Origin of the sequence: Burkholderia puraquae (assembly GCF_002099195.1) — a bacterium.
Taxonomy (GTDB): Bacteria; Pseudomonadota; Gammaproteobacteria; order Burkholderiales; family Burkholderiaceae; genus Burkholderia; species Burkholderia puraquae.
In genome coordinates this window covers 194,378-220,212 of the sequence record NZ_NBYX01000014.1, presented here as the reverse complement: position 1 = coordinate 220,212, position 25,835 = coordinate 194,378, and the positions used below count along the sequence as shown (strand labels likewise).

25 protein-coding genes and 1 pseudogene are annotated in these 25,835 nt (G+C 69.1%); 11 read left to right on the top strand and 15 right to left on the bottom strand.

The genetic code is table 11. The features are described from left to right. Together B7G54_RS25455 and B7G54_RS25450 are read left to right on the top strand one after the other, a co-directional pair. Window positions 1-441 (top strand): annotated as a pseudogene (locus tag B7G54_RS25455) (glycosyltransferase); the annotation flags it as partial. A gap of 15 nt (window positions 442-456) precedes the next feature. After that, window positions 457-1,716 (top strand): glycosyltransferase family 87 protein, encoded by a 1,260-nt coding sequence (locus tag B7G54_RS25450; protein WP_085041568.1) that lies wholly within the window; start codon window positions 457-459, stop codon window positions 1,714-1,716. Here the strand turns inward: B7G54_RS25450 and B7G54_RS25445 are convergent. The 12 genes from B7G54_RS25445 to B7G54_RS25390 form a co-directional block, all read right to left on the bottom strand. Then, window positions 1,689-2,729, bottom strand: a complete 1,041-nt coding sequence (locus tag B7G54_RS25445; protein WP_085041567.1) for a TadG family pilus assembly protein — start codon at window positions 2,727-2,729, stop codon at window positions 1,689-1,691. The genes B7G54_RS25450 and B7G54_RS25445 overlap by 28 nt on opposite strands. Further along, window positions 2,722-3,150 (bottom strand): TadE/TadG family type IV pilus assembly protein, encoded by a 429-nt coding sequence (locus B7G54_RS25440; protein ID WP_085041566.1) that lies wholly within the window; start codon window positions 3,148-3,150, stop codon window positions 2,722-2,724. Before B7G54_RS25440 ends, B7G54_RS25445 begins: the two co-directional genes overlap by 8 nt. Further along, window positions 3,147-4,016: a tetratricopeptide repeat protein gene (locus B7G54_RS25435; RefSeq protein WP_085041565.1), complete on the bottom strand. Its 870-nt coding sequence runs from the start codon at window positions 4,014-4,016 to the stop codon at window positions 3,147-3,149. The genes B7G54_RS25440 and B7G54_RS25435 overlap by 4 nt, the downstream gene beginning before the upstream one ends. After that, entirely contained in the window at window positions 4,013-4,957 is a 945-nt protein-coding gene (locus B7G54_RS25430; RefSeq protein WP_085041564.1) for a type II secretion system F family protein, read from the bottom strand. Before B7G54_RS25430 ends, B7G54_RS25435 begins: the two co-directional genes overlap by 4 nt. After that, entirely contained in the window at window positions 4,954-5,931 is a 978-nt protein-coding gene (locus B7G54_RS25425) for a type II secretion system F family protein (protein ID WP_085041563.1), read from the bottom strand. The genes B7G54_RS25430 and B7G54_RS25425 overlap by 4 nt, the downstream gene beginning before the upstream one ends. Continuing rightward, the gene (locus B7G54_RS25420) at window positions 5,928-7,361 is read right to left on the bottom strand and encodes a TadA family conjugal transfer-associated ATPase (protein WP_085041562.1); all 1,434 of its coding nucleotides are present in this window, start codon (window positions 7,359-7,361) and stop codon (window positions 5,928-5,930) included. The genes B7G54_RS25425 and B7G54_RS25420 overlap by 4 nt, the downstream gene beginning before the upstream one ends. Continuing rightward, window positions 7,358-8,581, bottom strand: coding sequence for a CpaE/TadZ family protein (locus B7G54_RS25415; RefSeq protein ID WP_085041561.1), 1,224 nt, complete (start codon window positions 8,579-8,581; stop codon window positions 7,358-7,360). The genes B7G54_RS25420 and B7G54_RS25415 overlap by 4 nt, the downstream gene beginning before the upstream one ends. Window positions 8,582-8,602: 21 nt before the next feature. Then, window positions 8,603-8,983, bottom strand: a complete 381-nt coding sequence (locus B7G54_RS25410) for a CpaD family pilus assembly lipoprotein (RefSeq protein WP_085041560.1) — start codon at window positions 8,981-8,983, stop codon at window positions 8,603-8,605. 15 nt (window positions 8,984-8,998) lie between these two features. After that, window positions 8,999-10,366, bottom strand: a complete 1,368-nt coding sequence (locus B7G54_RS25405; RefSeq protein ID WP_085041559.1) for a type II and III secretion system protein family protein — start codon at window positions 10,364-10,366, stop codon at window positions 8,999-9,001. 54 nt (window positions 10,367-10,420) lie between these two features. Next, on the bottom strand, window positions 10,421-11,449 hold the full coding sequence (gene cpaB, locus B7G54_RS25400; RefSeq protein WP_085041558.1) for a Flp pilus assembly protein CpaB: 1,029 nt from the start codon (window positions 11,447-11,449) through the stop codon (window positions 10,421-10,423). A gap of 20 nt (window positions 11,450-11,469) precedes the next feature. Further along, the gene (locus B7G54_RS25395) at window positions 11,470-11,943 is read right to left on the bottom strand and encodes an A24 family peptidase (RefSeq protein WP_085041557.1); all 474 of its coding nucleotides are present in this window, start codon (window positions 11,941-11,943) and stop codon (window positions 11,470-11,472) included. A gap of 88 nt (window positions 11,944-12,031) precedes the next feature. Next, window positions 12,032-12,214 (bottom strand): Flp family type IVb pilin, encoded by a 183-nt coding sequence (locus B7G54_RS25390; RefSeq protein WP_041493341.1) that lies wholly within the window; start codon window positions 12,212-12,214, stop codon window positions 12,032-12,034. A gap of 865 nt (window positions 12,215-13,079) precedes the next feature. On the opposite strand from B7G54_RS25390, the gene B7G54_RS25385 reads away from it, so the two are divergent. The 6 genes from B7G54_RS25385 to B7G54_RS25360 all read left to right on the top strand — a co-directional run bounded on the left by B7G54_RS25385 (window position 13,080) and on the right by B7G54_RS25360 (window position 18,953). Next, window positions 13,080-14,147 (top strand): ABC transporter substrate-binding protein, encoded by a 1,068-nt coding sequence (locus tag B7G54_RS25385; protein ID WP_085041556.1) that lies wholly within the window; start codon window positions 13,080-13,082, stop codon window positions 14,145-14,147. Between the two features lie 15 nt (window positions 14,148-14,162). After that, window positions 14,163-15,005: an ABC transporter permease gene (locus B7G54_RS25380; RefSeq protein ID WP_085041555.1), complete on the top strand. Its 843-nt coding sequence runs from the start codon at window positions 14,163-14,165 to the stop codon at window positions 15,003-15,005. A gap of 35 nt (window positions 15,006-15,040) precedes the next feature. Next, window positions 15,041-15,859: an ABC transporter permease gene (locus tag B7G54_RS25375; protein ID WP_085041554.1), complete on the top strand. Its 819-nt coding sequence runs from the start codon at window positions 15,041-15,043 to the stop codon at window positions 15,857-15,859. A 40-nt stretch (window positions 15,860-15,899) separates the two neighbouring features. Further along, a complete protein-coding gene (locus tag B7G54_RS25370) occupies window positions 15,900-16,745 on the top strand; it encodes an ABC transporter ATP-binding protein (protein WP_085041553.1) in 846 nt (281 codons plus the stop codon). A gap of 148 nt (window positions 16,746-16,893) precedes the next feature. Then, window positions 16,894-17,847 carry a TauD/TfdA dioxygenase family protein gene (locus B7G54_RS25365; protein WP_085041552.1) on the top strand — a complete coding sequence of 318 codons (954 nt, stop codon included), beginning with the start codon at window positions 16,894-16,896 and terminating at the stop codon, window positions 17,845-17,847. 158 nt (window positions 17,848-18,005) lie between these two features. Next, a complete protein-coding gene (locus tag B7G54_RS25360; RefSeq protein WP_085041551.1) occupies window positions 18,006-18,953 on the top strand; it encodes a TauD/TfdA dioxygenase family protein in 948 nt (315 codons plus the stop codon). A 100-nt stretch (window positions 18,954-19,053) separates the two neighbouring features. Here B7G54_RS25360 and B7G54_RS25355 read toward each other — a convergent pair whose 3' ends face one another. Then, window positions 19,054-20,715 (bottom strand): ABC transporter substrate-binding protein, encoded by a 1,662-nt coding sequence (locus tag B7G54_RS25355; RefSeq protein ID WP_085041550.1) that lies wholly within the window; start codon window positions 20,713-20,715, stop codon window positions 19,054-19,056. Window positions 20,716-21,004: 289 nt separating this feature from the next. Between B7G54_RS25355 and B7G54_RS25350 the strand changes: the two genes are divergently transcribed. Then, on the top strand, window positions 21,005-21,412 hold the full coding sequence (locus tag B7G54_RS25350; protein ID WP_085041549.1) for a DUF427 domain-containing protein: 408 nt from the start codon (window positions 21,005-21,007) through the stop codon (window positions 21,410-21,412). Between the two features lie 308 nt (window positions 21,413-21,720). Beyond that, the gene (locus B7G54_RS25345) at window positions 21,721-22,713 is read left to right on the top strand and encodes a sulfonate ABC transporter substrate-binding protein (RefSeq protein WP_085041587.1); all 993 of its coding nucleotides are present in this window, start codon (window positions 21,721-21,723) and stop codon (window positions 22,711-22,713) included. A gap of 40 nt (window positions 22,714-22,753) precedes the next feature. Here B7G54_RS25345 and B7G54_RS25340 read toward each other — a convergent pair whose 3' ends face one another. Further along, window positions 22,754-23,338 (bottom strand): putative glycolipid-binding domain-containing protein, encoded by a 585-nt coding sequence (locus B7G54_RS25340; protein WP_085041548.1) that lies wholly within the window; start codon window positions 23,336-23,338, stop codon window positions 22,754-22,756. 174 nt (window positions 23,339-23,512) lie between these two features. On the opposite strand from B7G54_RS25340, the gene B7G54_RS25335 reads away from it, so the two are divergent. After that, window positions 23,513-24,421, top strand: a complete 909-nt coding sequence (locus B7G54_RS25335; protein WP_085041547.1) for a LysR family transcriptional regulator — start codon at window positions 23,513-23,515, stop codon at window positions 24,419-24,421. A gap of 21 nt (window positions 24,422-24,442) precedes the next feature. Here B7G54_RS25335 and potE read toward each other — a convergent pair whose 3' ends face one another. Continuing rightward, window positions 24,443-25,828: a putrescine-ornithine antiporter gene (gene potE / locus B7G54_RS25330; RefSeq protein WP_085041546.1), complete on the bottom strand. Its 1,386-nt coding sequence runs from the start codon at window positions 25,826-25,828 to the stop codon at window positions 24,443-24,445. Window positions 25,829-25,835: the final 7 nt, after the last annotated feature.

Here is a 25,835-nt window from a genome sequence, read left to right as displayed (position 1 = left end):
TTCTCCGGATGGCGGCGCTGGAACTTCGCGCTCGAAGGCATCACCAGCTTCAGCACCGTGCCGCTGCGCGTGTGGACCTACATCGGCCTCGCATTCGCCGCCCTCTCGTTCATCTACGGCACGTTCATCGTCATGCGCACGCTGCTGTTCGGCAACCCCGTGCACGGCTACGCGTCGCTGATCTCCGTGATGCTGTTCGTCGGCGGCATCCAGCTGATCGGCATCGGCGTGATCGGCGAATACCTCGGCCGCATCTATCACGAGTCGAAACAACGCCCGGTCTATCTCGTGCGGCGGCGCTATCACGCGCAGCGGGACGCCGCCGCGCATCCGGCATCGAAGCTGCTGCAGTTCCCGCTCAAGCGCACGCATGCGGCCCGCCGCCGGACGGCGCTGCCCGCGGCCGCCGGCCACGGTGCGCGGAAAGCGTCCGCCAAGTAACCACGCACACGACGCATGGATCTCCCCCGGCAATCGATACGATCGGCAGACCATCCCGTCCGCGCGTGGCTGACACCCCGGCGCGTCGTTGCGTACAGTGCGGTCGCGCTCGCATGCTACGCGCTGTTCCTCGCGATCTGGGTAGCCGTCGTCCGTCACGCGCCCGCCACCGCGCTGTCGCGCCCGGGCCCCGACTACGCGGTGTTCTGGTCGGCGTCGTACGTGATGCTGCACGGCTCGCCGTGGCAAGCGTACGATTTGCCGACCTTCTCGCGGCTGGCGGCGGAACTGTTCCCGCAGTTCCGCCGCGAAGACCTCGTCGCGTGGCTGTACCCGCCCACCAACCTGCTGCTCGTGACGCCGCTGGCGCTGCTGCCTTATGCAATCGGCTATCCGCTGTTCGTCGCGTTCGGCGTCGCCGTGTTCGGTTTTGCCGCCTCGCGCGTAGCGGGCCTCGGCGCGATCCCCGGTGCGTCGCGCGTCGGCGGGTTCGCGCTGGTCGCCGCCCCGTGCGTGTTCGTCACCGGGATGTTCGGGCAGAACGCGTTCCTGACCGCGTCGTGCGCGGCACTGGCCGTCTGCTGGGCGGACCGTCGGCCGATATGGGCCGGCCTCTGCATCGGCCTGCTGTCGGCCAAGCCGCAACTGGCGCTGCTGTTCCCGTTCGTGCTGGTCGCCACCCGCGCATGGCGCACGATCGCGTGGGCCGCGCTCGCCACCACCGCGTTCGTCGCGTTGAGCGTCCTGGTCTGCGGCGTCGAGTCGCTACGCCTGTTCGTCGCGGGCACCGCGCTCGCGCGGTCGCTCCTTCTCGAGCAAGGCGTGGTGTTCTGGCTCGCGTCGCCGGCGCCGTTCGCCGCGTTCCGCCTCGCGGGCCTGCCGCCTGGCCTCGCGTATGCCGCGCAAGCGTGCATCGCGGCGCTGGCGATCGCGGCCGCCTGCCTCGTGTGGACCCGCTCGCGCGACATTCGCTTGCGCGCGGCGGTGCTGGCGGTCGCGACGCTCGCGGCCAACCCGTACGTATGGCACTACGAGCTCGCCTGGCTCGGCATCGCGATCGCGTGCATGCTGGCGATCGGCTGGCAGGACGGCTGGCTGCGCGGCGAGCAGACCGCGATCGCGCTCATGTGGCTGCTGCCGATCGTCGAATACCTGAACCCGTGGCTGCAATGGCCGCAGATCGGCCCGGCCGTGACACTGTTCGCGCTGCTCGTGCTGCTGCGCCGGGCCGGCGCGGGACCCGGCGCTTACAACGCGAGCCGCGGCGGCACGTAGACGCCGTAGTACGGCCCGACGCCGGTCGCGACGCCCGTCATCTTCACGCCGGCGACGAAGTGGCCCTGGATGTACTTGTACGTCCCGCCCAGCGACACATCGATACGGAACGCAGCGAACGCGACGATCGGTACGGTGGTGCTGCTCGACGTCTGCGTGACGACCGGGAGCACCACCGTCGTGCCGACCGGCACCGACGTGTAGAGCGTCGCCTTCACACCGGTCGCGAGATTGATGCTGTCGCCAATGTTGAGCGTCGTCGGATTGCCGGTCACCATCAGGCCGCCCATCGTCGTCGTGTCGCTCGCAGTCGACTGGAACGACGTCCACTGGCCGCCCATGCACAGCAGGCCGTAGGTCTGGCCGTTCGTGATCGAGAATTCATACGGCTGCCCCGTCAGCGGATTGATCAGCGGCTGGTTGGTCGCCGCGTTCCAGTACTGGTTGTACACGCACTGGTCGATCGCGATCGGAAACAGCCCGCCGGCCGCGACCCCGCCCGGCGCTGCCAGCACCGCCACGGCGGTCGCGCTGCCGGATGCATCCGGTATCCCCAACAGCCCGCCGAGCAGCAGCGGAATCGAGCCGCCGTTCACGCCGGGCGCACGCGACACGGTCACCTGCACCGCCGGCACGTCGTACTGGCCGGGCGTGATGGTCGTCGGCTGCATCGATGCGGGGCTGCGCGTGACGTTCCAGTACCCGGTGGTCACCGTGCCGGTCGATAGCGCCGCACCGGCCGCCGAGTTCTGCGCGATCACGCCGTTCGCCGCCGGCGCGGCCTGCGACCAGTTCAACGCGCCGCCGCTCGGCGACATCATCGCGTCGGCCCCCGCGAGCGCCGCCGCATCGGCCGCGTTCTGCAACTGGTTCTTCACCGTGGCCACCCACGCGATGTCGATCGCCAGTGCGCCGAACGACAGCAGCGGAATCAGGAACAGCAGGAAGAACAGCGCAACCGAGCCGCGCTGCCGCGCGCGGCCGGCGGGTTGCGTTGCGGTCACTTCATTCATAGAGCATCACCGAGGTCGCCGAGACCGTCACCGGGCCGGTGAGCGCGCTGAACGCGGAACCCAGCACGAGCCCCGTGTATGTGTAGGTCACCGTCACCGTCAGCGCAGTGCCTGACGTCGTGCCGTTTGCCTGCGTCACGGTCACCGCCGGTGTCGTCGCGGTACCGCCGGTGATCAGGCTGTTCTGCATGTAGGTCTGCGCGACGTTGGCGATCTGCGTCGTGGTCAGCATCGGCACGCGCAGCACGACGCCGGCGCGCGCGGCCTCGCGGCTCGCGTTCGTGATGACGGCCTTGTCGCACAGGATCAGGCTCGTGTCGATGATACCGATCAGCACCATCAGCAGGAACGGCAGCATCAGCACGAACTCGAGGGACACGACGCCGCGCGCGTGGCGCACGCCCGTCGCCCCGCGTGTCATTTTGCGGCCCCCGCACCCGGCGGTGCGACGCCCGGCTCCAGCGCCGCGCCCGACAGCGGCGGCGCGCCACCGGCCACCCCGGCGCCCCCGCGCGACGCCAGCCGCGCGCGCACCGCCTGGTAGAAGCGCAGGTTGTCGGCCACCGCCGATGCCGGCAAGTCCGCGGAGAGCAGCTTCTTCGCCGAATCGGTGTTGCCGAGCACGCCGTACGCGAACGCGAGGTTCTGGCGTGCCTGCCACGGCGCGGACGGCAGCCCGGCGACGTCGAGCAGCACGTTCACGCCTTCGCGCGGCCGGTTGCTCAGTACGAGCGACAGCCCGAGGTCGACGCGCAGCCCCTGCGCGTCCGGGTGCGCGCGCAGCGCCTCGCGATATACGACCTGCGCATCCGCATGACGCCCCTGCAGGTCGAGCACGGTGCCGAGCCCTTCCGCCGCAAGCGGATGGTTCGGTTGCGCGGCCAGCAGGGCGCGATAGCGCTGCGCGGCTTCGTCGAGGCGGCGCTGCCGCAACGCGACGCGCGCAAGCCCGAGCTGCGGGCCGAGCTCCGCGGGTGCCTGCTGCTGCGCTGCGTCGTAGAGGATCCGCGCGCGCTCCAGGTCGCCCGCGCGGTAGTTGACGTCGCCGAGCCCCAGGCGTGCCGCAAGCGAATCCGGATGCTTCGCGAGCACCTTCTCGTACAGCGTCGACGCGAGTTCGACGTTGCCGCCGGCGAGCGCGCTGTCCGCAATGCGTAGCTCGGCCTGCGGGTCGTCGCTCTTGTGCGACAGCACCGGCCGCGTCTGGATGCCAGGCCCACCGCAGCCGCCGGCCAGCACCGGCAGCACGGCCGCGAGCGCGAGCGCGCGTACGACGGATCGTGTCATCTGAATACCTCGAGCAGGCGAATCGCCGCCGGGCCCGCCGCGATCAGGCAGACCGTCGGCAGGATGAACAGCATCATCGGCAGCGTGATCTTCGGCGCAAGCTTCGCTGCCCGTTCCTCGAGCGCGACGATCTGCTCGGTGCGCTCGGTGCGCGACAGGGTGCGCAGCGCCTGCGTGATCGGCGTGCCGAACCGCTGCGACTGCGTCAGCGTCGTCGCAAGCGAACGGGCCGACGTGAAATCGACGCGCGCCGCGAAATGCGCGAGCGTCGCGGACACGTCGCCGCTCAGCGTGAGCTCGTCCGCACACACGGTCAGCTCGTCGGCAAGCGGCGGGCAGATGCGCGACAGTTCGTGTGCGACGCGCCGGATGCCCGACGCGAGGCTATTGCCGGCCATCGTGCAGATCACCAGCAGGTCGAGCGCGTCCGGAAAGCACGCGGCGATGATCCGCCGCCGCCGCCGGATCATCACGCCGAGCACGTATTCCGGCACGATCACGCCGATCACGAACGCGGCAATCATCGCCAGCGCGCGGATCACGAAGTATTCGCCGAAGCGCGGAATCAGCGGGCTGAACACGATCGCGCCGCACGCGAACAGCACGCCGCAACTCAGCTTGGTCCCGATCATCGACGACACCGCGCGGCGCTCGCGAAAGCCCGCCCGCGCCAGCTGCAGGCCGAGCTTCACGCGCTGCATCGGGTCGAGCACCGGCAGCCGTTCGCCCAGCTGCGCGAGCCGGCGCGACAGGTCCAGGCGGACGCCGCCCGGCTGCAGCCACCCCGCCGCCAGTGCCGGCGGGTGCTGCCCGGCAGCCTGCCGTACGCGTGCGGCGATCCGCTGGCGGGTGCCGCCGCCGGGCGTGCCGAGCGCCACCGCGACACAGGCGAGCAACAACAGCAACTCGAGGCCGCGGGCGGCCAGTATCGACATCGTCATCGCGCGGTATCCAGTTTCGAGATCTTGCGGATCACCAGCAGGCCGACCGTCAGCAACCCGGCCGCGATCGTCAGCATCGTGTGCCCTGCGTGCGTCTTGAACAGCAGCATCACGTAGTCGCGGTTCACGAGGAACAGCGCACCGATCATCACGAACGGCACCGCCGAAATGATGTTCGTCGTGATACGCCCTTCGGCGGTCAGTGCGCGGGTCTTCAGGCGGATGTCGCGGCGCGTGCGGATAATGCTCGACAGCTCGTCGAGCGTTTCGCCGAGGCTGCCGCCGGTCTCGCGCTGCAGCAGCAGGTAGACGGTGAAGAACGAGAAGTCCGCGATCATCAGCCGGTCCGCCGCCTGCGTCAGCACGTCCTTGAGATCCGCGCCGACGCGCAGGCTGTCGCCCATCGAGCGGAACGTCGCGCGCACCGGCTCGGCCGCGCCGTCGCCGACCATGCTGATCGCCTGCGTGACCGGAATCCCCGCGCGCACGGCCCGCACGATCACGTCGATCGCGTCCGGGAACGCTTCGAGAAAACGGATCCGGAAGCGTTCCACCAGCGCACGGTAGCTGGTGCGCATCGCGACCAGCGGCAACCCGGCGTAGATCAGCGGGCGCAGGAAGCCCGGCGGCCCGATCAGCTTCACCGCGACGATCGCCGCGATCGCGCCGGCAATCGTGCTCACGACGACGATCCTCACGCCGCCCTTGCCGCCGACCGCGCGCACACGCGTCACGCGGCGCTGCAGCCACGCGCGCAGGCGGCCTTGCCGGCGCTCGAGGTTGAACAGCGCGACGCCGGGCATGGCGGACGCGTGGCGGTCGCGCCCGGCGAGCGACGGCGAGAGCCGGCGCATCCGCGCGCGGATGCGCTGGGCCGGCGTGTGGCTCGCGCGATCGAACAGCGACGACAGCACGAGCCCGATCGCGAGGATCATCACGAACGCGCCGGCCGCGAACAGGTCGGCGGCCCTCATTGCCGAAACACGTCGGAGAGTGCATCCTCCACACCGTAATACGCGGCGCGCGCCGCGAATCCCGGCCGCAACGGCGATGCATCGAATACGCCCTTCACCGCATCGCGCGTCGTGTCGCCTTCCTGGCGGAACGCGAACAGGTCCTGCGTGATGACCACCTCGCCTTCCATCCCGACGATCTCCGTGATCCGCGTGACGCGCCGCACGCCATCGCGCATCCGCTCGATCTGCACGAACAGGTGCACGGCGCTCGCGATCTGGCGCCGGATCGACAGCAGCTGCAGGTTCGCGTTCGCCATCATGACCATGCTCTCGAGCCGGCTGATCGCATCGCGCGGCGAATTCGCGTGGATCGTCGTCATCGAGCCGTCGTGCCCCGTGTTCATCGCCTGCAGCACGTCGAACGCCTCAGGGCCGCGAATCTCGCCGAGGATGATGCGGTCGGGCCGCATGCGCAGCGCGTTGCGCACGAGATCGCGCTGCGAGATCCCGCCGAGGCCCTCGGTGTTCTCCGGCCGCGTCTCGAGGCTCACGACGTGCGGCTGCAGCAACTGCAGCTCGGCCGCATCCTCGATCGTCACGATCCGTTCGTGCTGCTCGATGTGCTGCGACAGCGCATTGAGCAGCGTCGTCTTGCCCGAGCCGGTGCCGCCCGAGATCACGATGTTCAGCCGGCACGCGCACGCGACCTTCAGCACCTGCAGCATCGGATGCGAGATGTTGCCCTGCTGCGCCATCCGCGCGAGCGTGATGTCGCGCTTCGCGAACTTGCGGATCGAGATCGACGGGCCGCGCATCGCGATCGGCGGCAGCACGACGTTCACGCGGCTGCCGTCGGCGAGGCGCGCATCGACCATCGGGCTGCTCTCGTCGACGCGCCGCCCCACCGCCGCCGCGATCCGCTGCGCGACGCTCGCCACGTGCGCGTTGTCGCGGAACTTCAGCGACGTGAGTTCGAGCCGGCCTGCGCGCTCGACGTAGACCTGGTCGGGCCCGTTGACGAGGATGTCGGTGACCGTGTCGTCGGCGAGCAGCGGCTCGATCGGCCCGACGCCGAACATGTCGTTCAGGATCGCATCGACGATCAGCACCTGCTCGCCGGCCGTGATCTTCAGGCGCTCGCGATCGACCGTGTGCGCGGCCACCTGCTCGACGCCCGCGCGCACTTCGTCGCGCGTCTTCATCAGCGCCGCCGACATGTTCATCGACGCGAAGACCGCGCTGCGGATCGCGTCGAACTTGCTCGACCGGATCAGCGCCTCGTGAGTATCCGCCGCCACGGGCGCGCGGGTGGGCATCGGCGCGGGCGCGGGTGTGTCCACCGGAGCCGAAGCCGGGGCCGGGGCCGCTGCGGGTTCGCGCGTCACGGCGGGCGTCGCGGCCGGCACGGGGTCCGTGGCCGGCGGCCGGTTGCGGGTACCGAACGTCACGATCCTTTCCTCCACTTGACGAACCGCGCGTACCACGGCTCGGCGACGACCATCGGTTCGCCGGTGATGCCGCTCGCGAGCTGCCGGATCTGGTCCAGAAAGCCGTTTCGCTTCGTGCCTTCGATCGGCTCGCCCAGGTTCTCGGCGACAGCAAGCGCCTGCGGCTCGTGCGGCAGTTCGTGCAGCTTCGCGCCGCCGAACGCCACCTCGAAATCGACCGGCTCGACGCGGCCCGCGACCGGTGCGAGCGGGTTGTTCAGCACCATCGACAGCAGCCGCTCGCCGGGCAGCTCCCGCACGAAGCGCGCGAGCCGTGCGGCTTCGTACGCGGCATGCACCGAGCGGTCGACCACCACATGGACGAGGTCGGACGCCACGAGCGCGTCCTCGAGCAGCTTGCCGGCGCCGTTCCCGACGTCGAACAGCACGTAGTGGAAGCGATCCTTCAGCATGTCGACCAGGCGCGCGACGGCCTCGTCGCCCACCGGCACGTCGGCGCCGTAGGCCAGCTCCGCAGACAGGACGTGCAACCGGTCGCCCTTCGTCACGAACATGCGCTCGAACAACGCGTCGTCGGGGCGCTGCCCCATGTTCAGCAATTCGATCAGGCCGTTGTTGCTCGTCAGCCCGAACATCGAGTTCGCGCCGCCGCCATGCAGGTTCAGGTCGACGTAGGCCACGCGGCGGCGCTTCTCGCCCGCCAGGAAGCGCGCGAGGTTCACGGTGATCGTGGTCGCGCCGACGCCGCCGCGGGCGCCGACGAAACTGACGACCTTGCCGGTGCGTGCCTGGACGACCGATTCCGTCGCCGTCAGCGCACGCCGCATCAGCTCGACGGTCAGCGGCTTGACGATGTAGTCCTGCACGCCGATGCCGAGCAGGTTGCGAAACAGCCCGACGTCGTTCTGCGTACCGATCGCGATGACGCGCACCGACGGGTCGCACACGTCGGCGAGCCGCATCAGGTCAGACACCGGCAGCACCGAATCCGACACGTCGATGACGAGTTGCCGCGGCGAACGCTCGTACTGCTGCAGCAGCCGGATCGCATCGTCGCAGGTGCCCGCCTGCAGGTGAGTGCGCGTGATCGACAGCTCCTGCGTGACACGTCGAATCACGTCCTCGCTTCCCGAATCGGATACGACCGCGACGAGATCGGCCGCTCCCGCGGATGCGGTGCGCCGGGTGCTCTGGCGATCGAGGAGGTTCATGGGCGGCATCGTGATGGCATCCGGGTGCGGTCAATGGCCGGACGAGCCGGTCGTCTGCGTCCTGCCGGGCGTCGGCTGCTTCACGCGATCCTCGACGTAGCGGCGCACCGCGTCGGCCGCGGCCTGCGCGTCCGCGCCGCCGTACGGCACGGGCGCGACGAGATCCTCCGGCCGCGCGAGCATCGCCGCGAGGTTCGAGTAGGTCGCACAGCCGAACGGCACACCGGGCCGCGCGAACCCCGCGTCGACGAGATGCGACGGCTGCATCAGCGTCGCGCAGTCGGGCGGCACCGCGTGCGCGCCGTCGAAGCCGATCGCCCGTGCATCGGGCAGGTTGACCGGCGGCGGCGCCGACAGGCAGCCGGCGAACACCAGCGGCAGCAGTGCGGCAACGGTCGATCGGGTTCCCATGCGCGCTCCTCCGGTTCAGTACACGAAGCCCGCGGCGCCGACGAGGCGCGGCGTGTCGCCCGACAGCAAGTCGAGCCCCAGGTTGCGCTGCACCGCGAACTCCAGGTCGCTGCTCGGCCGCGCGACGGTATCGATTGCCTGCTCGAGCTGGCCGGGCCCGGCCGGCTGCACGATGTACGGCGTGACAATCACGACCACCTCGGTCTTGTTGTCCTGGAAGTTCTTCGACGAAAACAGCCGGCCGATAATCGGCAGCCGGCCGAGCCCCGGAACCTGCGATACGGTGTCGGCCGTCTGGCTCTGCAGCAGCCCGCCGATCGCAAAGCTCTGCCCGCTCGACAGCTCGACCGTCGTCTCGACGCGGCGCACCGTGAGTGCCGGCACCTTGATGCTGCCCGTCGTCACGCTATTGCTCGCATCGACCTCGCTGACTTCCGGCCGCACCTTGAGGCTGATGCGGTTGTCGGTGAGCACGGTCGGCGTGAAGTCGAGCGACACGCCGAACGGCTTGTACTCGACCGTGATCACTCCCGTGTTGCCGGTTTGCGCAACCGGGATCGGAATCTCGCCGCCCGCGAGAAAGCTCGCCGTCTCGCCCGACATCGCGGTGAGGTTCGGTTCGGCGAGCATCGTGATCAGGCCCTCCTGGTCGAGCGCATCGAGCACGACGTCGATCGACCAGCGCCCCGCGCGGAACCCGCCGAGCACCGAGAATGCGCCCGTCGGCGACAGGTTGAACAGGCCGTTCGTCGGATCGAACAGCGTGCGCCCGTTGAGCAGCCCGCCGACGAAGTTGCCGGCGCCGCCCAGCGAGCTCCAGTTGATGCCGAGCTGCTGCGTGACGTTGCGGCTCACCTCGGTCACCCGTACGCGCAGGTTCACCTGGATCGGGCGCGACAGCGTGAGCCGGTTGACGATCTTTTCCTTGTCGTGCAGGTACGGCGTGAGCGACTGCATCACCGCATCCGCGTCGGCCGCGCTCGGCACCTTGCCCGACACCATCAGCGAGCCCGGCGCACCGGACACCGACAGCTTCAGCTGCGGAAAGCGGCTGTCGAGCACGCCCTGCAGCGACGCCGTGTCGACCTGCACGATCACCGTCTTGCGCAGGATCGGGCGATGGTTCGCGCCGAGCGCGATCAGCGTGGTCGTGCCCGCCTTCTTGCCGAACACGAACACGGTGCGCGGCGACGGAACCTGGATGTCCGCGATGGCCGGATCGGCAACGAACATCGCGGCCGCGGGCTCGGGCAGCGACAGCAGTTCCCCCTTGCCGGTCGCGATCGTCAGCGCCGCGCCCGCGTCCGGCGCCCGCGCGACCTGCGCGTACGCAACGCCGCAGGCCAGGCCCAGGAAAGCGATCCAACGAACCATGCGCACCATGCGTGTTCCCGTCAAATGCCGGCCGCCGGGCGGCCGGCCCGAATCGTCAATCCATCACTGCGCCGCCGCTGCCGGCGGCGGCACGGCCGCCTCCGCCGCGACATTGGCGCCACCCGTTGTCGCGGGCGTCGCGGGTATCGCCGGCCAGGCCGGCAGCCCGGACGGCAGCGGCGGCAGTCCCGGCGTGCCGGTACCGCCGCCACGCGATCCGTCATCGACCGACGAACCGCGATAGATCACGACCGCGTTGCTCCGCCACGCCGGCCGCGCGCCCCGATCCGGCGCGGCGGACGGCTCGCGTGCCGCCTCGCGGGCCGCGCGCGACACGTCGCCCGCCCACACGGGCTGCGTATCGGGCTCCTGCTCGTCACTGCCTGCCGGCTGCCGCCGGTCGCTCGTCGCAAAACTGCGCAGCGCGAGCGACAGCGAGCCGAGGCGGGTCGCCACCAGCACGACCTGCGCGGTGCGCGGTGCGACCTCGAGCGTGACCGTGCGTGCGCGGGCCGTCGCGTCCGGTGCGCTCGCAGGCGCCTTCGCGCGCTGGAATTCGGAGCCGACCGCGAGCACGTGCGCACGCCGCACCACCGTCTCGGCTTCGAACGTGCCGGGCGACGTCGCCGAGCCGCCGATCTGCTGCGTCAGCAGCACGTCGACGAAGTCGCCCGGCTGGATCAGCCCCGCGTTGCCCGACACGTCGTCGACCGGCACCGAGATCGCGCGCATGCCGGGTTGCAGCGCAGCCGCGAGAAAATCCGGCGCGCCGGCCGGAATCACGTTCTCGACGCGAATCGGTGCGCCCGCGCCGACGTGGTTGCGCAGCAGCGCGCCTTTCAGGTCCGCGCCCGGCTGCGACTCGACGAACGCGCCAGCCGGCACCTGCGCACGCGGCATGCGTTTCCACGCAAGATCGTTGTCGCGCAGCAGCAGCCCTTCCGGCAGATCGGCGGCGGCAACCCGCACACGCGCCTGATCCGTTTCGGCGGGCACCGATGGCGTCGACGCGGCGACGTACAGTTCGCGCAGGATGAACGCACCGATGCCGGCGGCAACGACGAGCACGGCCATTCTCAGCGGTTTGGGCATGGCAGCGTGCGTCCCCCCGGCTAGGTGAGCGAAACCGTGTGTGGAAACGACGCCCAGACGGCCAGCGTGCCGCCGAGCGCGAGCGCAACGCCGTACGGCACGCCGCGAGCGGCGACGGCGCCGACCGGCGGGCCGCGCCGCGGCCGCGAAGCCAGCAACGCGAGGCCGCACACGACACCGCCCGCGCCGACGCCCGTCAGCACCGGAAACGCCAGTGCCGGGCCGGCCCACAGGAATACCGCCGCTGCCAACTTGACGTCGCCTCCGCCGATCCAGCCCGCGTGGCGCATGCCGCCGAACAGCAGCAGCATCGCCGCGCCGGTCGCGACATGGCCGGCCAGTGGCGCAAGCCCGTCGCGTGCGAGCCCCGCCGCGACGAAATACAGCGCCGCGAACGCCAGCACCGCGCGATTGGACAGGCGCCGGTCGCGCAGATCCTGCGCGGCAAGCGCAGCCAGCAAGACCGTGGCCACCGACTGCACGAGAGTGAGCATGGGAGAGCCGTCCGTCGACACGCCCCGGCCGGACACGTTCTACCGCTGCGGATCCCGGTGTTCGTCGGTGGCGCGCGGGTTCAGGGGATCAGATCAAGCTCGTCACCTTGTTGATCAGCGTCGTAAACACGCTCGGCAAGCCGCCGCTGGTGCTGCTGAGGATCACGCCGACCGCCGCCAGTGCGACCACGACGATACCGGCCAGCACTGCGTATTCGAGCGAGCTGACGCCGCGTTCGTCACGCAGCAGGGACTTGACGTATTGCAGCATGGCAACCTCCGTGTAACGGGGTCGGTGACCGACCGTTGAACGCAAAAGACGCTCCGTTGCTCCGGTGGTTGCGCAGGACCTTCGCCCGTTGCAATGCATGCGCGCGACCCTGGCACGAAGTCGCCCGCATCCCCCGGAATGCTCTCGATCACTGCAACGCGCGGCGTGCAACGACGACTTCGATCGTTGCGTACGTGCATCCGTGGCCCGCCAATCCGGCACGTGCCAACCGCGCTGATTCGTCTAGGGTATAGACAATTTTTCAGGCGAATTCAAATTATTTGGCGTCGGAGTGCATTTATGGATTACCTCGCGCAGGGATGAAAGGCATACCGCTCATTTGCGGTCATTTTTTCTCGCGGCATTTCAAATGGTTCACGTACTGGAGCAGAGATACCGACTGTTTCGGTGCATGAATTACCGACGGGAAACTGAACCGTTTCCATTCGATTTACCGGCGTGCCGGGGCGCTTCATATGCGCCCGTTGCGCCACGCCCGACCGGCCGTCCCGGCAAACACGACGGGCTCGCATCACATTCCCCCGATTGCCCGGCCCCGTTTTCCGCCCTGATTCCGCAAGCGATCCCCGCGCGAATCCGCACTCGTCGCCATCACGATTTCTCAATCGGCGATTGCCTGATTCGGCATCCGGATTCAATCGACATGATTGGAATCCTGAATAAATTTCCTATGCATGTGAATGCGGCTCTCGTCCATATGGAACGGTGCGCCCGGCACCGCAACCCGCAAAGCGGCGATAAGCATAGTTCAAATCGTTGCTTGTCCGGCCCCGGCGCGTCATCGAGAATGCGCCGACGGGCTGAGGCCCGGCCTCGTTCCCCAACGTTCCGGATCCATCGATTCATGCTTCCACTGCGCCTGCTTCGATCGCTGCTGATCGCGTCCCTCATTGCGTTGCCGGCCGCCGCCGCGCACGCCGACAAACCCGCCACCATCCGCATCGGCGTCGCCCAGCAAGGCACCGGCGATCCGCCGACGTTCGGCGGATCGAGCGCCGCCACCGCGCAATTGCAGCAACTGGTCGAAAAGGAGTTTGCGGCCGACGGCATCAAGGTGCAGTGGCTGTTCTTCAAGGGCGCCGGGCCGGCCGTCAACGAGGCGATCGCCAACAAGGCGCTCGACTTCGCATACCAGGGCGACCTGCCCGCCGTGCTCGCACGGGCGAACGGGATCAAGACGCGCCTGCTGCTCGCCGCGAGCGTGCGCTCGGGCGTCAAGATCGCGGTGCCGCCCGACTCCGCCATCCGCTCGATCAAGGACCTGAAGGACCGCCGCGTGTCGATCTTCCGCGGCACGAACCTGCAGCTCGTCGCCGACAACGCGCTCGCGAAAAACGGCCTCGGCGAACGCGACCTGCGCGTGATCAATCTCGACTCCGCAAGTTCGCTCGCCGCACTCGCGTCGAAAGGCATCGACGCGTCGGTGGGCGACTACCAGCTGTACAAGCTGCGCGACGCGGGGCTCGCGAAGATCATCTACGAATCGCAGAACGACGGCCCGCAGCTCACGCGCCAGACCCACCTGCTCGTGCTCGACGATTTCGAGCGCGCGCATCCGGACATCGTGCAGCGCGTCGTCAACGCACTCGTGAAGGGTGCGCAATGGTCGTCCGACGAAGCGAACCGCGATGCGCTGTTCAAGCTGTGGGCGAAGAGCGGCGTGCCGGTTTCGTCCTGGCAGGCCGACTATGCGAACCAGCGCCTGAAGGATCGCCTGTCGCCGCTGATCGACCCGTTCCTCGTCGCGCGCTACAAGTCCGTCGCGCAGGATGCGCTCGCGCTGAAGCTGATCCGCCAGCCGGTCGACGTCAACGGCTGGTTCGAACCGAAGTACCTCGACAATGCGCTGCGTACGCTGAAGCTCGAAAGCTACTGGCAACGATACGACGCGGCCGGCAAGCCCCTTTCCTGACCCGGACCCGCCCCGATGAGCGACACCGCGTTTTCCATCCCGTCGTCCGAGCCTCACGCGCTCGCCGTGCCGCCGCATCGTGCGGCCGGCGTGAAACGGTGGGCGTGGCGGCTCGCACCGTGGCTGCTGCCCGCGCTGCTGTTCGCGCTGTGGCGTATCGGCAGCGCGCGCGGCTGGATCGCGCCGCAGATCCTCCCGCCGCCCGAACAGGTGTTCGACGCGCTCGCGGATCTCGCGACGAGCGGCGATCTCGTGCGCCACACGCTGATCAGCCTCCAGCGCGTGCTGGTCGGGTTCGCCGCCGGCACGCTGCTCGGTTTCGCGACCGGCGTCGCGATCGGCCTGTCGCGCACGCTGGAAGCCTACGTGCTGCCGAGCTTCAACGCGCTCGTGCAGATTCCGGTGCTCGGCTGGCTGCCGTTCCTGCTGCTGCTCGTCGGCGTCGGCGAACCGCTCAAGTACCTGCTGATCGCGCATGCGGCGCTCGTCCCCGTCACGCTGAGCACGTTGCAGGGGTTTCGCCAGGCACCGCCTGCGCTCGACGAAGTCGCCCGCGTGTTCGGCTACACGCGCCGGCAACGCATCGTGCACGTCGTGCTGCCCGCTGCGATCCCGACGCTCGCGACCGGCGTGCGGCTCGCGTTCACGAAGTCGTGGCTCGCGCTCGTCGTCGTCGAGCTCGTCGCCTCGTCCGAAGGGCTCGGCTACCTGATCGTCTACGGGCGGCAACTGTTCCAGCTCGATCTCGTGATGGCGGCCGTGATCGTCGTCGGCGCGGTCGGCCTGCTGATCAGCCGGCTGCTCGACGCGCTCGAAGCTCGCCTGCGCCGCGGCGTGCCGTCCGCGTTCCGCGGCTGACCCGCCCTGCCCGCGCCACCGAAGGAGGCTCGCCCGTGACGCATTTCCCCTCGCCGGACGCTCCACCGCCGGCCGCCACGGCCGCCCGCCGGCTGCCTGTGCCCGACTGGCGCGGCTTCGTCCTGCCGCTCGTCGCGTTCGCGCTGTGGTGGGCGATCGCTTCCGCGCATCTCGTGAACAGCGGGCTGCTGGTCGGCCCGGCCGACGTGTTGCGCACCGCATGGGCGCAGGCTACGAGCGGTGCGCTCGGCCGCGCGCTGTCCGCGTCGCTCGCACGCGAAGCCTGCGGCTTCGCGATCGGCGCGACGGGCGGGCTGCTGCTCGGCGCCGCGCTCGGGCTGTCGCGCGTCGCGGCGCGCATGGTCGGCCCGAGCTTCGACACGTTCAAGCAGATCTCGCTGTTCGCGTGGATTCCGCTGATTTCCGTGTGGTTCGGCCTCGGCGACGTCGCCAAGGTCGTGTTCCTGTCGCTCGCCGCGCTGCTGCCCGTCGCCGCGCACACCTGCGACGGCATTCATGCAGTGCCGCGCGCGTATGTCGACGTCGCCCGCGCGCTGCGCTACTCGCGGCTCCAGCTCGTCCGCTACGTGATCCTGCCGGCCGCGCTGCCGTCGATCTTCACCGGGCTGTATCTCGGCCTGATCTATTCGTGGCTCGCGACGCTCGGCGCGGAATACCTGCTCGTCGCCGGCAGCGGGATCGGCAACACGCTGATCGACGGCAGCGAGCAGTTCCGGATGGATCTCGTGCTGTTCGGGATCATCGTCGTCGGCGTGACCGGCTGGGCCCTGAACGCGATCGCGCGTGCGATCGAGCGCAAGGTACTGGCCCGGCGCGGCGACCTGCCGCGCTGATCGGCCCTTCCTTCACCGTCACCCCCTTCCTCGCACCGCCATGACGACCCTCGCCTCCGATTCGCTCGACATCCTCCACGTGAGCAAGCACTACGCGCAACGCGGCGCCGCGCTCGCCGTACTCGACGACGTGTCGCTGCACGTGCGCGCCGGCGAATTCGTGACGATCGTCGGCGCGAGCGGTTGCGGCAAGTCGACGCTGCTGCGGCTGATCGCCGGGCTCGACACCGACTACGCAGGCGAGATCCGCGCCGGCGCCGAGCGCGTGCGCGACACGTCGCTGCAGCGCGGGATCGTGTTCCAGGATCACCGGCTGTTCCCGTGGCTGACCGTCGCGCAGAACATCGAGGCCGCGCTGCGCAACGCGCCGCTCGACGCGGCCGCGAAGCGGCGCGCGGTCGCGGATCACATCGCACTCGTCGGGCTGAACGGTTTCGAGCATGCGTATCCGAACCAGTTGTCGGGCGGGATGGCGCAGCGCGTCGCGATCGCGCGCGGCCTCGTGAATCGCCCGCGCGTGCTGCTGCTCGACGAACCGTTCGGCGCGCTCGATGCGCAGACGCGTGCGCGGATGCAGAACGAACTGCTGCGCATCTGGGAACAGGAGCGCATCACGATGATCCTCGTCACGCACGACGTCGACGAAGCCGTGTATCTCGGCGACCGCGTCGTGACGATGGCGCCGCGCCCGGGCCGCATCGAACGCATCGTCGATGTCGCGCTGCCGCGCCCGCGCCGGCGCGATTCGCCGGAATTCGCGCGGTTGCGCGACACCGTGCTCGCCGGTTTCGACGACAACGCCCCACCGGGCGACGATCGCCCGGGCGGCAAGCGGATCGACACGCCGCGCCCGCACCGGATCGGCGAATGGCGGCTTGCGTGGTAGCACGCATGCGGCGCCGACCGGCTCAGCACGACGACGCATATCGATCGTCGCCGCGCACACGCTAAGGTTGTGACGATTCATCGGTTCCGGTTCCGCCCGGTCCCTGCTTGAATGGAGACTCGACCGACCCGACTCCAGGAGACTCCCGATGTCCGAAGTCCAGCACGCCGCTCACCCGTCTTCGCATGCTTCGCACGCCGCGCCGCGCACGGCTGCCGCGCCGCTCCAGCTTCGCCAGGTTGCCGGCCGGATCGGCGCCGAGATCGCCGGCGTGCGGCTGTCGGGCACGCTCGACGACGCGACGTTCGACGCGATCCAGGCTGCGCTGCTGCGCCACAAGGTGCTGTTCTTCCGCGGCCAGCATCATCTCGACGACACCGCGCAGGAAGCGTTCGCACGCCGCTTCGGCAATACCGTCGCCCACCCGACCGTGCCGTCCGTCGACGGCAGCGCGCACCTGCTCGAGCTCGATTCCGCACACGGCGCCCGCGCCAATTCGTGGCACACCGACGTGACCTTCGTCGATGCGTACCCGAAGATCTCGATCCTGCGCGGGGTCGTGATTCCGCCGTTCGGCGGCGATACCGTGTGGGCCAACACGGCCGCCGCGTATGCGAACCTTCCCGACCCGCTGCGCGCGCTCGCCGACACGCTGTGGGCGCTGCATACGAACGCGTACGACTACGCGTCGACGCACGTGCATGCCGACGATACGCAACTGAAGCGCTACCGCGAAGTGTTCACGTCGACCGTCTATGAAACCGAGCACCCGGTCGTGCGCGTCCATCCGGAAACCGGCGAACGCACGCTCGTGCTCGGGCATTTCGTGCAGCGGCTCAAGGGGCTGTCGGCGCAGGATTCCGCGCACCTGCTGCAGGTGTTCCACGAACACGTGACGCGCCTCGAGAACACCGTGCGCTGGAACTGGCAGGAAGGCGACGTCGCGATCTGGGACAACCGTGCGACGCAGCACTACGCGATCAACGACTACGGCGATGCGCGCCGCGTCGTGCGCCGCGCGACCGTGCACGGCGACGTGCCGGTCGGCATCGACGGCCGCCAGAGCGTCGTGTTGAAGGGGCCGGGCGCGACGTTGCAATAACGCCTGCGTCCCGTGGCGGCGCCGCTCCGTGCGCGCCGCCGCGCCTGCCCCGCTTTCCGCTACCGGACACCGATCATGCACTTCCCGCCACCGGACCGACGCATGCGCACGCAACGATGTCGGCCCTCCGCCCCGTTCACTTCCACCAGGAGCGTCGCATGAGCGCCCTACCCGAACCCGCCGCCCAGCCGGTCGACGTGATCCCGCTGTCTGCCCATATCGGCGCGGAAATACGCGGCGTCGATCTCACGCAACCGTTGACCACGCCGCAGATCTCGGCGATCCGCACCGCGCTGCTGAAATGGCGCGTCATCTTCTTCCGCGAGCAGTTCCTCACGCACGAGCAGCACGTCGCGTTCTCCGCGCAGTTCGGCGAGCCGACGGTCGGCCACCCGGTGTTCGGGCATGTCGACGGGCATCCGGCCGTCTATTCGGTCGCGAAACATCGCAAGGCGACGCGCTTCGAAGGCGAACCGGTGCGCCGGCCGTGGACCGGCTGGCACACCGACGTGACAGCCGCCGTGAACCCGCCGTGGGCGTCGATCCTGCGCGGCGTGACGATCCCGCCGTACGGCGGCGATACGCACTGGACAAACCTCGTGCGGGCGTACGAGACGCTGTCCGCGCCGCTGCGCGGCTTCGTCGACGGCCTGCGCGGCATTCATCGCTTCACGCCGCCGGCCGGCGCGCGTGCGACCGGTGCGTTCGACGAGGCGGTCGAACGCCGCCCGCTCGTGACCGAGCATCCGCTCGTGCGCGTGCATCCCGAGACCGGTGAACGCGCGCTGTACGTGAGCCCGAGCTTCCTGAAATCGATCGTCGGGCTGACGCCGCGCGAGAGCCAGGCTCTGCTCGAGCTGCTGTGGGAACACGTGACGCGGCCGGAATTCACGATCCGCTTCAAGTGGGAACCGCGCAGCATCGCGTTCTGGGACAACCGCGCGACCGCCCACCTCGCGCCCGTCGACATCTTCGATCTCGACTTCGACCGCCAGCTCTATCGCACGACGCTCACCGGCGATGTGCCGGCCGGCCCCGACGGCCGGCCATCGGTCGCGCTCGAAGGCTCGCCGGTCGAAGCCGCGGCGGCGGCCGCGCTCAACTGAACCGACCTGACGGTAGCCGGCGCGCACTGCATCGCGCCGGCCTTTCCCGTCACGGCACGCGGACGAAAGCACACGCGCGCCCGTCCGCGCGGCCCGTCCGTCAATCCAGCCAGACTCCGTCGAAGCGGTGCCCGCCGAGCAGCGAGAACGTCAGCCCGTGCACCCGTTTGGACACGGGCAGCGACACGATCGACGTCGCGATCGGCGTGAACGGCACCTGGTCCTTGAACACGACCTGCGCCTGTTCGTACAAGGCCGTGCGTTTCGCGACGTCCGCATTGGAACGTGCCGCGTCCACCAGCTTCTCGAAATCCTGATTGCACCACTTCGCGAGATTGCTGCCGTGCACCGCGTCGCAACCGAGCAGCGTGCCGAGCCAGTTGTCGGGATCGCCGTTGTCGCCCGACCAGCCGTACAGGATCGCGTCGTGCTGCCCGTCGTGCTTCGCGCGGCGGTTGTATTCGCCCCATTCGTAGCTGACGATCTTCGCGCGCACGCCGATCTTCGCCCAGTCCTGCTGGATCAGCTGCGCCATCAGCTGCGCGTTCGGGTTGTACGGGCGCTGCACGGGCATCGCCCACAGCGTCAGGTCGAAGCCGTTCGGGAAACCGGCCTGCGCAAGCAGCGCCTTCGCGGCCGCCGGATCGCGTGGCGCATCCTTCAGGCGCGGGTTGTACGACCATTGCGCGGGCGGCATCGGGTTCGTCGCGATCTTCGCGTCGCCGTTGAACACGGTCCTCACGATCGCCGACTTGTCGATCGCGATGTCGAGCGCACGCCGCACGTCGACGCGATCGAGCGGCGCATGCTGCGTGTTGTACGCGACGAAGCCGACGTTGAAGCCCATCCCCGAGAACAACGCCAGCTTCGGGTCGCGCCGCACCGTGTCGAGGTCGGCCGGCCGCGGAAACACCGATACCTGGCATTCGCCGGCCACCAGCTTCTGCAGGCGCGCGGCCGGATCGGGCGTGATCGCGAACACGAGGCGCGCGAGTTTCACGTCGTCCGGCTTCCAGTAGTCGGGATTCGCGTCGTAGCGGATCAGCGCGTCCTTCTGGTACGTGCGCAGCAGGAACGGCCCGGTGCCGACCGGGAACTGGTTGATGTCGGCCTCGCGATGGCGCGCCGCGAGTTGCGACGCGTACTCGGCCGACAGGATCGACGCGAACGCCATCGCAAGATTGCGCACGAACACGACGTCGGGCGTCTTCAGCACGAAGCGCACCGTGTAGTCGTCGACCTTGTCGATGCGCTCGACGTTGCGGTCGAAACCGAGATCGCTGAAATATGGAAAGCTGACCGGGTAGGCCTTGCGGAACGGATCCTCGGGATCGAGCATCCGGCGGAACGTGAACACGACGTCGTCGGCCTGGAACGGCCGCGTCGGCGTGAACCATGCGGTGGTCTGGAATTTCACGCCGCGCCGCAGGTGGAACGTGATCGTGCGCTGGTCGGGCGACACGTCCCAGCTCGTCGCGAGCGACGGTTCGAGATCGAGCGTGCCGCGCTTGAACTGCACGAGCCCGTTGTAGACCGTGTACGTGCTCGCGTCGAAATCGGTGCTCGTCGTGTGCTGGCCCGGATCGAAGCCGGCCGGGCTGCCTTCGGAGCAATACACGAGCGTCTTGCCGGCCGGCGCGGCGAACGCCTGCGTGGCCGCACCGGCGAGCAGCAGCGACGCCGCGATGCCGCGCAGTGCGGCACCGGCATGGGGCAGGCCACGGGCAGCACGCGCGGCCGATGAAACGAAAGCGTTCTTCATGGTGATGGAGAGAGGAGATGGCTGTCATGCAACTGACGACGGCCGATCTTCGCGCGTCGCTCGCCGAGCGCTTACCAATTAATTTCGCGTTGCTTATCGTCGTGGATGCATCCCGCTGCCCGTGCATGAAAACGTCCACGCGAGCGCCGGGCGCGCTTCTCTCGCCGCCGTCTTCCGGCCCCCTGCAGACTCGCCCGAAATGGCGCATCGTATTGGCTGGCCAACGCCGGCACGGGCGCGCCGGGACCCGCCCGGCGCCGCCGCGCCGCCGATTCCAGGAGGACACACGATGCCTGTCAGCTCCGAAACGTCTGCTCGCCCGGTGAAGACGCCGGGCCCCGATCACCCGATCACGGTCGAACTGCACCCGCGGCGCGTCGTGGTCAAGGCGGCCGGCAGGGTCGTCGCGGATACGCGCCGCGCGCTGGCGCTGCGTGAAGCCGCCTACCCGGCGGTGCTCTACATCCCGCGCGAGGACACCGACCTGACACTGCTGCAACGCACCAATCACGCGACGTACTGTCCGTACAAGGGCGACGCCGCCTACTACTCGATTCCGGTCGGCGGCGAGCGCGCGGTCAATGCCGTCTGGACCTACGAGGCGCCCTATCCGGCCGTCGATGCGATCCGCGGGCATCTCGCGTTCTATCCGGATCGCGTCGATTCGATCGAGGAAAGCCCGGCCGGCTCCGATTGAGCATCGCGGCAGCCGTTCGTCCGACGCCGGGCGCACGCCCGTGCGAAGCTGCGATTTCGCCGACGCGGCCCGCCACGCCGGCGGGATCCTGCGGGTGCTTGTGCTGATCACCGGCTCGAACGACGCCACCGAGTCCGCCGCTGATTTGCATATGCGCATTCGTTGGTTGGCCGCCAGCGCTCGCGGACGTATCGTCACGAGTCCGGCGCGGGCCGGCCCGTGGCGTGCAGCGCCCGCACCTGGCCCCGCCCTGCGCCGACCGCGCGCCTTTCGCGCGCGGCCCGCTCCTTCGCACGCAGGACGCCTCGATGAACGACACACCGCACGCAGACGTTGAACCGACACCGGCGAACCCGCATCGCCGCCAATGGCTGCAAGGCGCGGCCGCCGGCCTGGCCGGGCTCGCGCTCGGCCCGCTCGCGGGCCTGCCTGCGCACGCGCAGGACAGCGGCACACGGCTGCGCATCGGCTTCCAGAAATACGGCAACTTCGTCGTGCTCAAGGCACGCGGCACGCTGGAGAAGCGGCTCGCGAGCCAGGGCGTCACGGTGCAATGGCTCGAATTTCCGGCCGGCCCGCAATTGCTCGAGGGCCTGAACGCCGGCGCGATCGACGTCGGCACGGTCGGCGAGACGCCGCCGATCTTCGCGCAGGCGGGCGGCGTCGATTTCGTCTACATCGGCAACGAGCCGCCCGCGCCGCAGGGCGAGGCGATCGTCGTGCTGCCCGATTCGCCGATCCGCAGCGTCGCGCAGCTGCGCGGCAAGAAGGTCGCGTTCAACAAGGGTTCGAATGTCCACTTCCTGCTCGTGAAGGCGCTCGAGCACGCGGGCCTCACGTATGCCGACATCCAGCCGATCTACCTGACGCCCGCCGACGCGCGCGCCGCGTTCGTGCAGCGCAGCGTCGATGCGTGGGTGATCTGGGATCCGTACCTGGCCGCCGCCGAGCGGCAGATCGGCGCGCGCGTGATCGCGAACGGCGAAGGGCTCGTGCGCAATACGCAGTACTACCTCGCCGCGCGCAAATACGCGGCCGCTCACCCGCAGGTGCTGCGCGCGCTGCTCGACGAAGTCGACGCGGTCGACCGCTGGGCACGCGACCATGTGCCGGAAGTTGCCACGCAACTGTCGCCGCTCGTCGGCCTCGACGCGCCGACGCTCGAAGTCGCGCTCAAGCGCGCCGGCTACGGTGTGCAGCCGATCAGCGACGCGACGCTCGCGTATCAGCAGAACATCGCCGACACGTTCAGCACGCTGAAGCTGATTCCGGGCAAATTGTCGGTGGCCAGCGCACGCTGACGCGCACCGCTGCCGCCGCGCGCGGTGCGGTACGCGTGAATCAGCGAACGTGTGCCGCGCCGATGCGCCGCCATTCGTCGTAGTCGGTGACTAGGCCCGCTTCGTCGATCGCGATATCGGCCGCATACGTGCCGCTTTCGTAGCGGTACACGTGCTCCGCCGTGCGTGTATACCGTTGCTCGCCACGCACGAATTCCAAATCCGGAAAGCGCAGCCACGCGGTACGGATCACGGCCGCCTCACCGACGGCAAGCCCGAGCCGACGGATCGGCAGCGTATTCGTCGACGGGCTGAAACCGAGATCGAGGTCGGTCGCGCCAGCGAGCGCCGGTACGTCGATGCCATCGATCGTCCATCGCCCCGCGTCGCACGCGATATCCCGCTGCCGCGGCGGCAGCGTGCCGCCCCACTGCGTGATGCGCGCCGAGCGCGTGAGCCAGTCGGCGCTGCATGCGATCGCGTAATCGATGCGAAACGGCGAACCGTCGATTGCCCCCGACACCACCCCCGACAGGTCGACTCCCGTTCGCGACTCGACGAGCCTGCACCATTCGGCCGCCTGCCACGTCCGCACGACCTGCCATGCGACGCAGTGCGTGCGCACCGCTTCATCCTGTTGCGTCATGTCGTCGTCTCCGGTCGATCGCACGGAAGCCGATTGTCGCCCATCGCACCGGCGAACACACGCGGCTTCGGCATCCGATGGTCAGTATCGGTTCATCACGCACCTTCGGGCGGCCCTGCTTTGGTACCATCCGTCGATCGGCATCAACCGGAACCGGACAAGGGGCGCGACTTCATGGATTTGCTGGCGACGATGCGCATCTACGTCAGGGTCGTCGAGCGCGGCACGATGTCCGGCGCGGCGCGGGATCTCGACATGGGCCAGCCGGCCGTCAGCGAGCGCATCGAGCGACTCGAGAAGCATCTCGGCACACGGCTCCTGTTGCGCAGTGCGCGCACCCTCACATGCACGGAAGAAGGCCGCATCTTCTACGAACGCAGCAAGGAACTGCTCGAAGCGGCCGACGATGCGGTCGCATCGGTCTCGAAGACGGAACATGCACTCGACGGCACGATCCGGCTCGCGGCGCCGCAATGCTTCGGCGAGGTCGTGCTGCCGGGCGTGCTGATGCATGTCCGCACCGCGTATCCGAACTTGCACATCGATCTGGTCTTGAACGACGACATCGTCGATCCGGTCACGGAAGGCGTCGACATCTCGATCCGCGTCGGGCAGCTCGGCGACGGCGGGTTCGTCGCGCACCCGGTCGGCGCGGTCGGCCGCCGGCTCGTCGCCGCGCCGTCGTATCTCGAGCGGCACGGCCCGATCGACACGGCGGCCGATCTCGCGAACCATCCGTTCATCCGCGTGAAGGGCGTCTTCGCCAGCGAACGGCTGCCGCTGCAGTGCGAAGGCGACGCGCTCGAATACGCGCGCATCCGCACGATCATGACGACGAGCCACTGGCGCCCGATGTTCGACACGATCGTGGCCGGCGGCGGCATCGGCGTGGTCCAGCAGCCGGCCTGCGCCGATGCGCTCGCGGCCGGCACGCTCGTCGAGCTCCTGCCGCGGCACGTGATTCCCGACTTCGCGCTCAACGTGCTCGTGCACGCGCAGCGGCCGCTGCCGCCGCGCGTACGGGCCGTCGTCGACGTGCTGAAGCAGGACATCCCGCCGCTGCTGGCCCGCCCTGCCCGATAACGGCGGCAACCGCCGCGCCGGTCACGCCTGCAGCGACTTCCCCGGCTCCTTCACATGGGCGTCGACTTCCATCTGGTAGAAGCGCGCGCTGACGAAGCCGAACAGCGTCCAGCCCAGGAACACGCACAGGCCGCCGAGCATCAGCGCCTGCTCGCCCGAGCTGAACAGTGCATAGAAGCTGTACGCGGTGGCCGCCATCGCGATCACGTTCGTCAGCAGCGCCTTCGCCGGCGGCACTTTCGCGACCTTCTGGATCGTGATCAGCGCGGCCATCGACATCACGTAGGGCACGAGGTTCGTGACGACCGCCAGATCGACGATCTTCTGGAACTGGCTGCTCAGCTCCGGGCTGATCGTCATCAGCGCCAGCGCGACCTGCGCGACCAGCAGGATCACCATCCCGACGATCGGCGTGCCGGTGCGCGTCGCACGTGCGAACACCGGCAGGAAGTAGCCGACGTCGGCCGAACTCTTGAACACCTGCGCGACCGTGAACTGCCAGCCGAGCAGCGAGCCGATGCACGCGATCACCATCAGCGCGGTGACGATCGTGCCGACCGTCGGCGTGAACATCGTCGCGAACGCGATGCCGAACGGCGCGTTCGACTTCGCGAGGATCGCGTTGGGCACGATCCCCGCGATCACGTTGGTCGACACGATGTAGAAGATCGCCGACGCGATCGTGCCGCCGAGCACGGCGATCGGCACGTTGCGCTCCGGATTCTCGACGGCGTCCGAGTTCGCGCACGCCGATTCGAGCCCGAGGAACGCCCACAGCGTCACCGCGATCGAGCTGCCGACGGCCGGCCCGAACGGCAGGTCGTTCGGGTTCCACGCGGCGCCCCAGGTCGCGCCGCTGAACCAGAACCAGCCGATCAGCGACACGACGACGACCGGAATGATCACGCCCCACACCGTCACCGCGCCGATCCGGCCGGTGATGCGCGAGCCGCCGAAGTTCGCGACGGTCGTCAGCACGAGCAGGAAGATCGTCCACAGGCCGGTTTGCAGCGGCGACAGCGTCGCGTCGAACAGCACGGTGCCGTAGCCGACCGCCGTGACGCCGATCGCGACGTTGGCGATCACGAGCGACAGCCCGTACGTGTAGTTCGCCATGTAGTTGCCGGCCTTGCCGAACGCATATTCCGCGTAGCCGCCCATCCCGCCCGGCTTGCGGCTCAGCATCCCGCAGCGCGCGAACGCATAGGCGAGCGCGAGCGAGCCGCCGGCCGTGACGATCCACGACAGCAGCGAGATCGTGCCGACCTGCGCGAGCTTCGACGGCAGCAGGATGATGCCGGAGCCCATCATGTTGACCGCCGTGAGGATGGTCAGCTGCCAGACGTTCATCCGGTTCTTCGGCGCGGCCGCGGTGGCCGCGCCGGACATGCGCGCTGCGTTTTCCATGATGTCG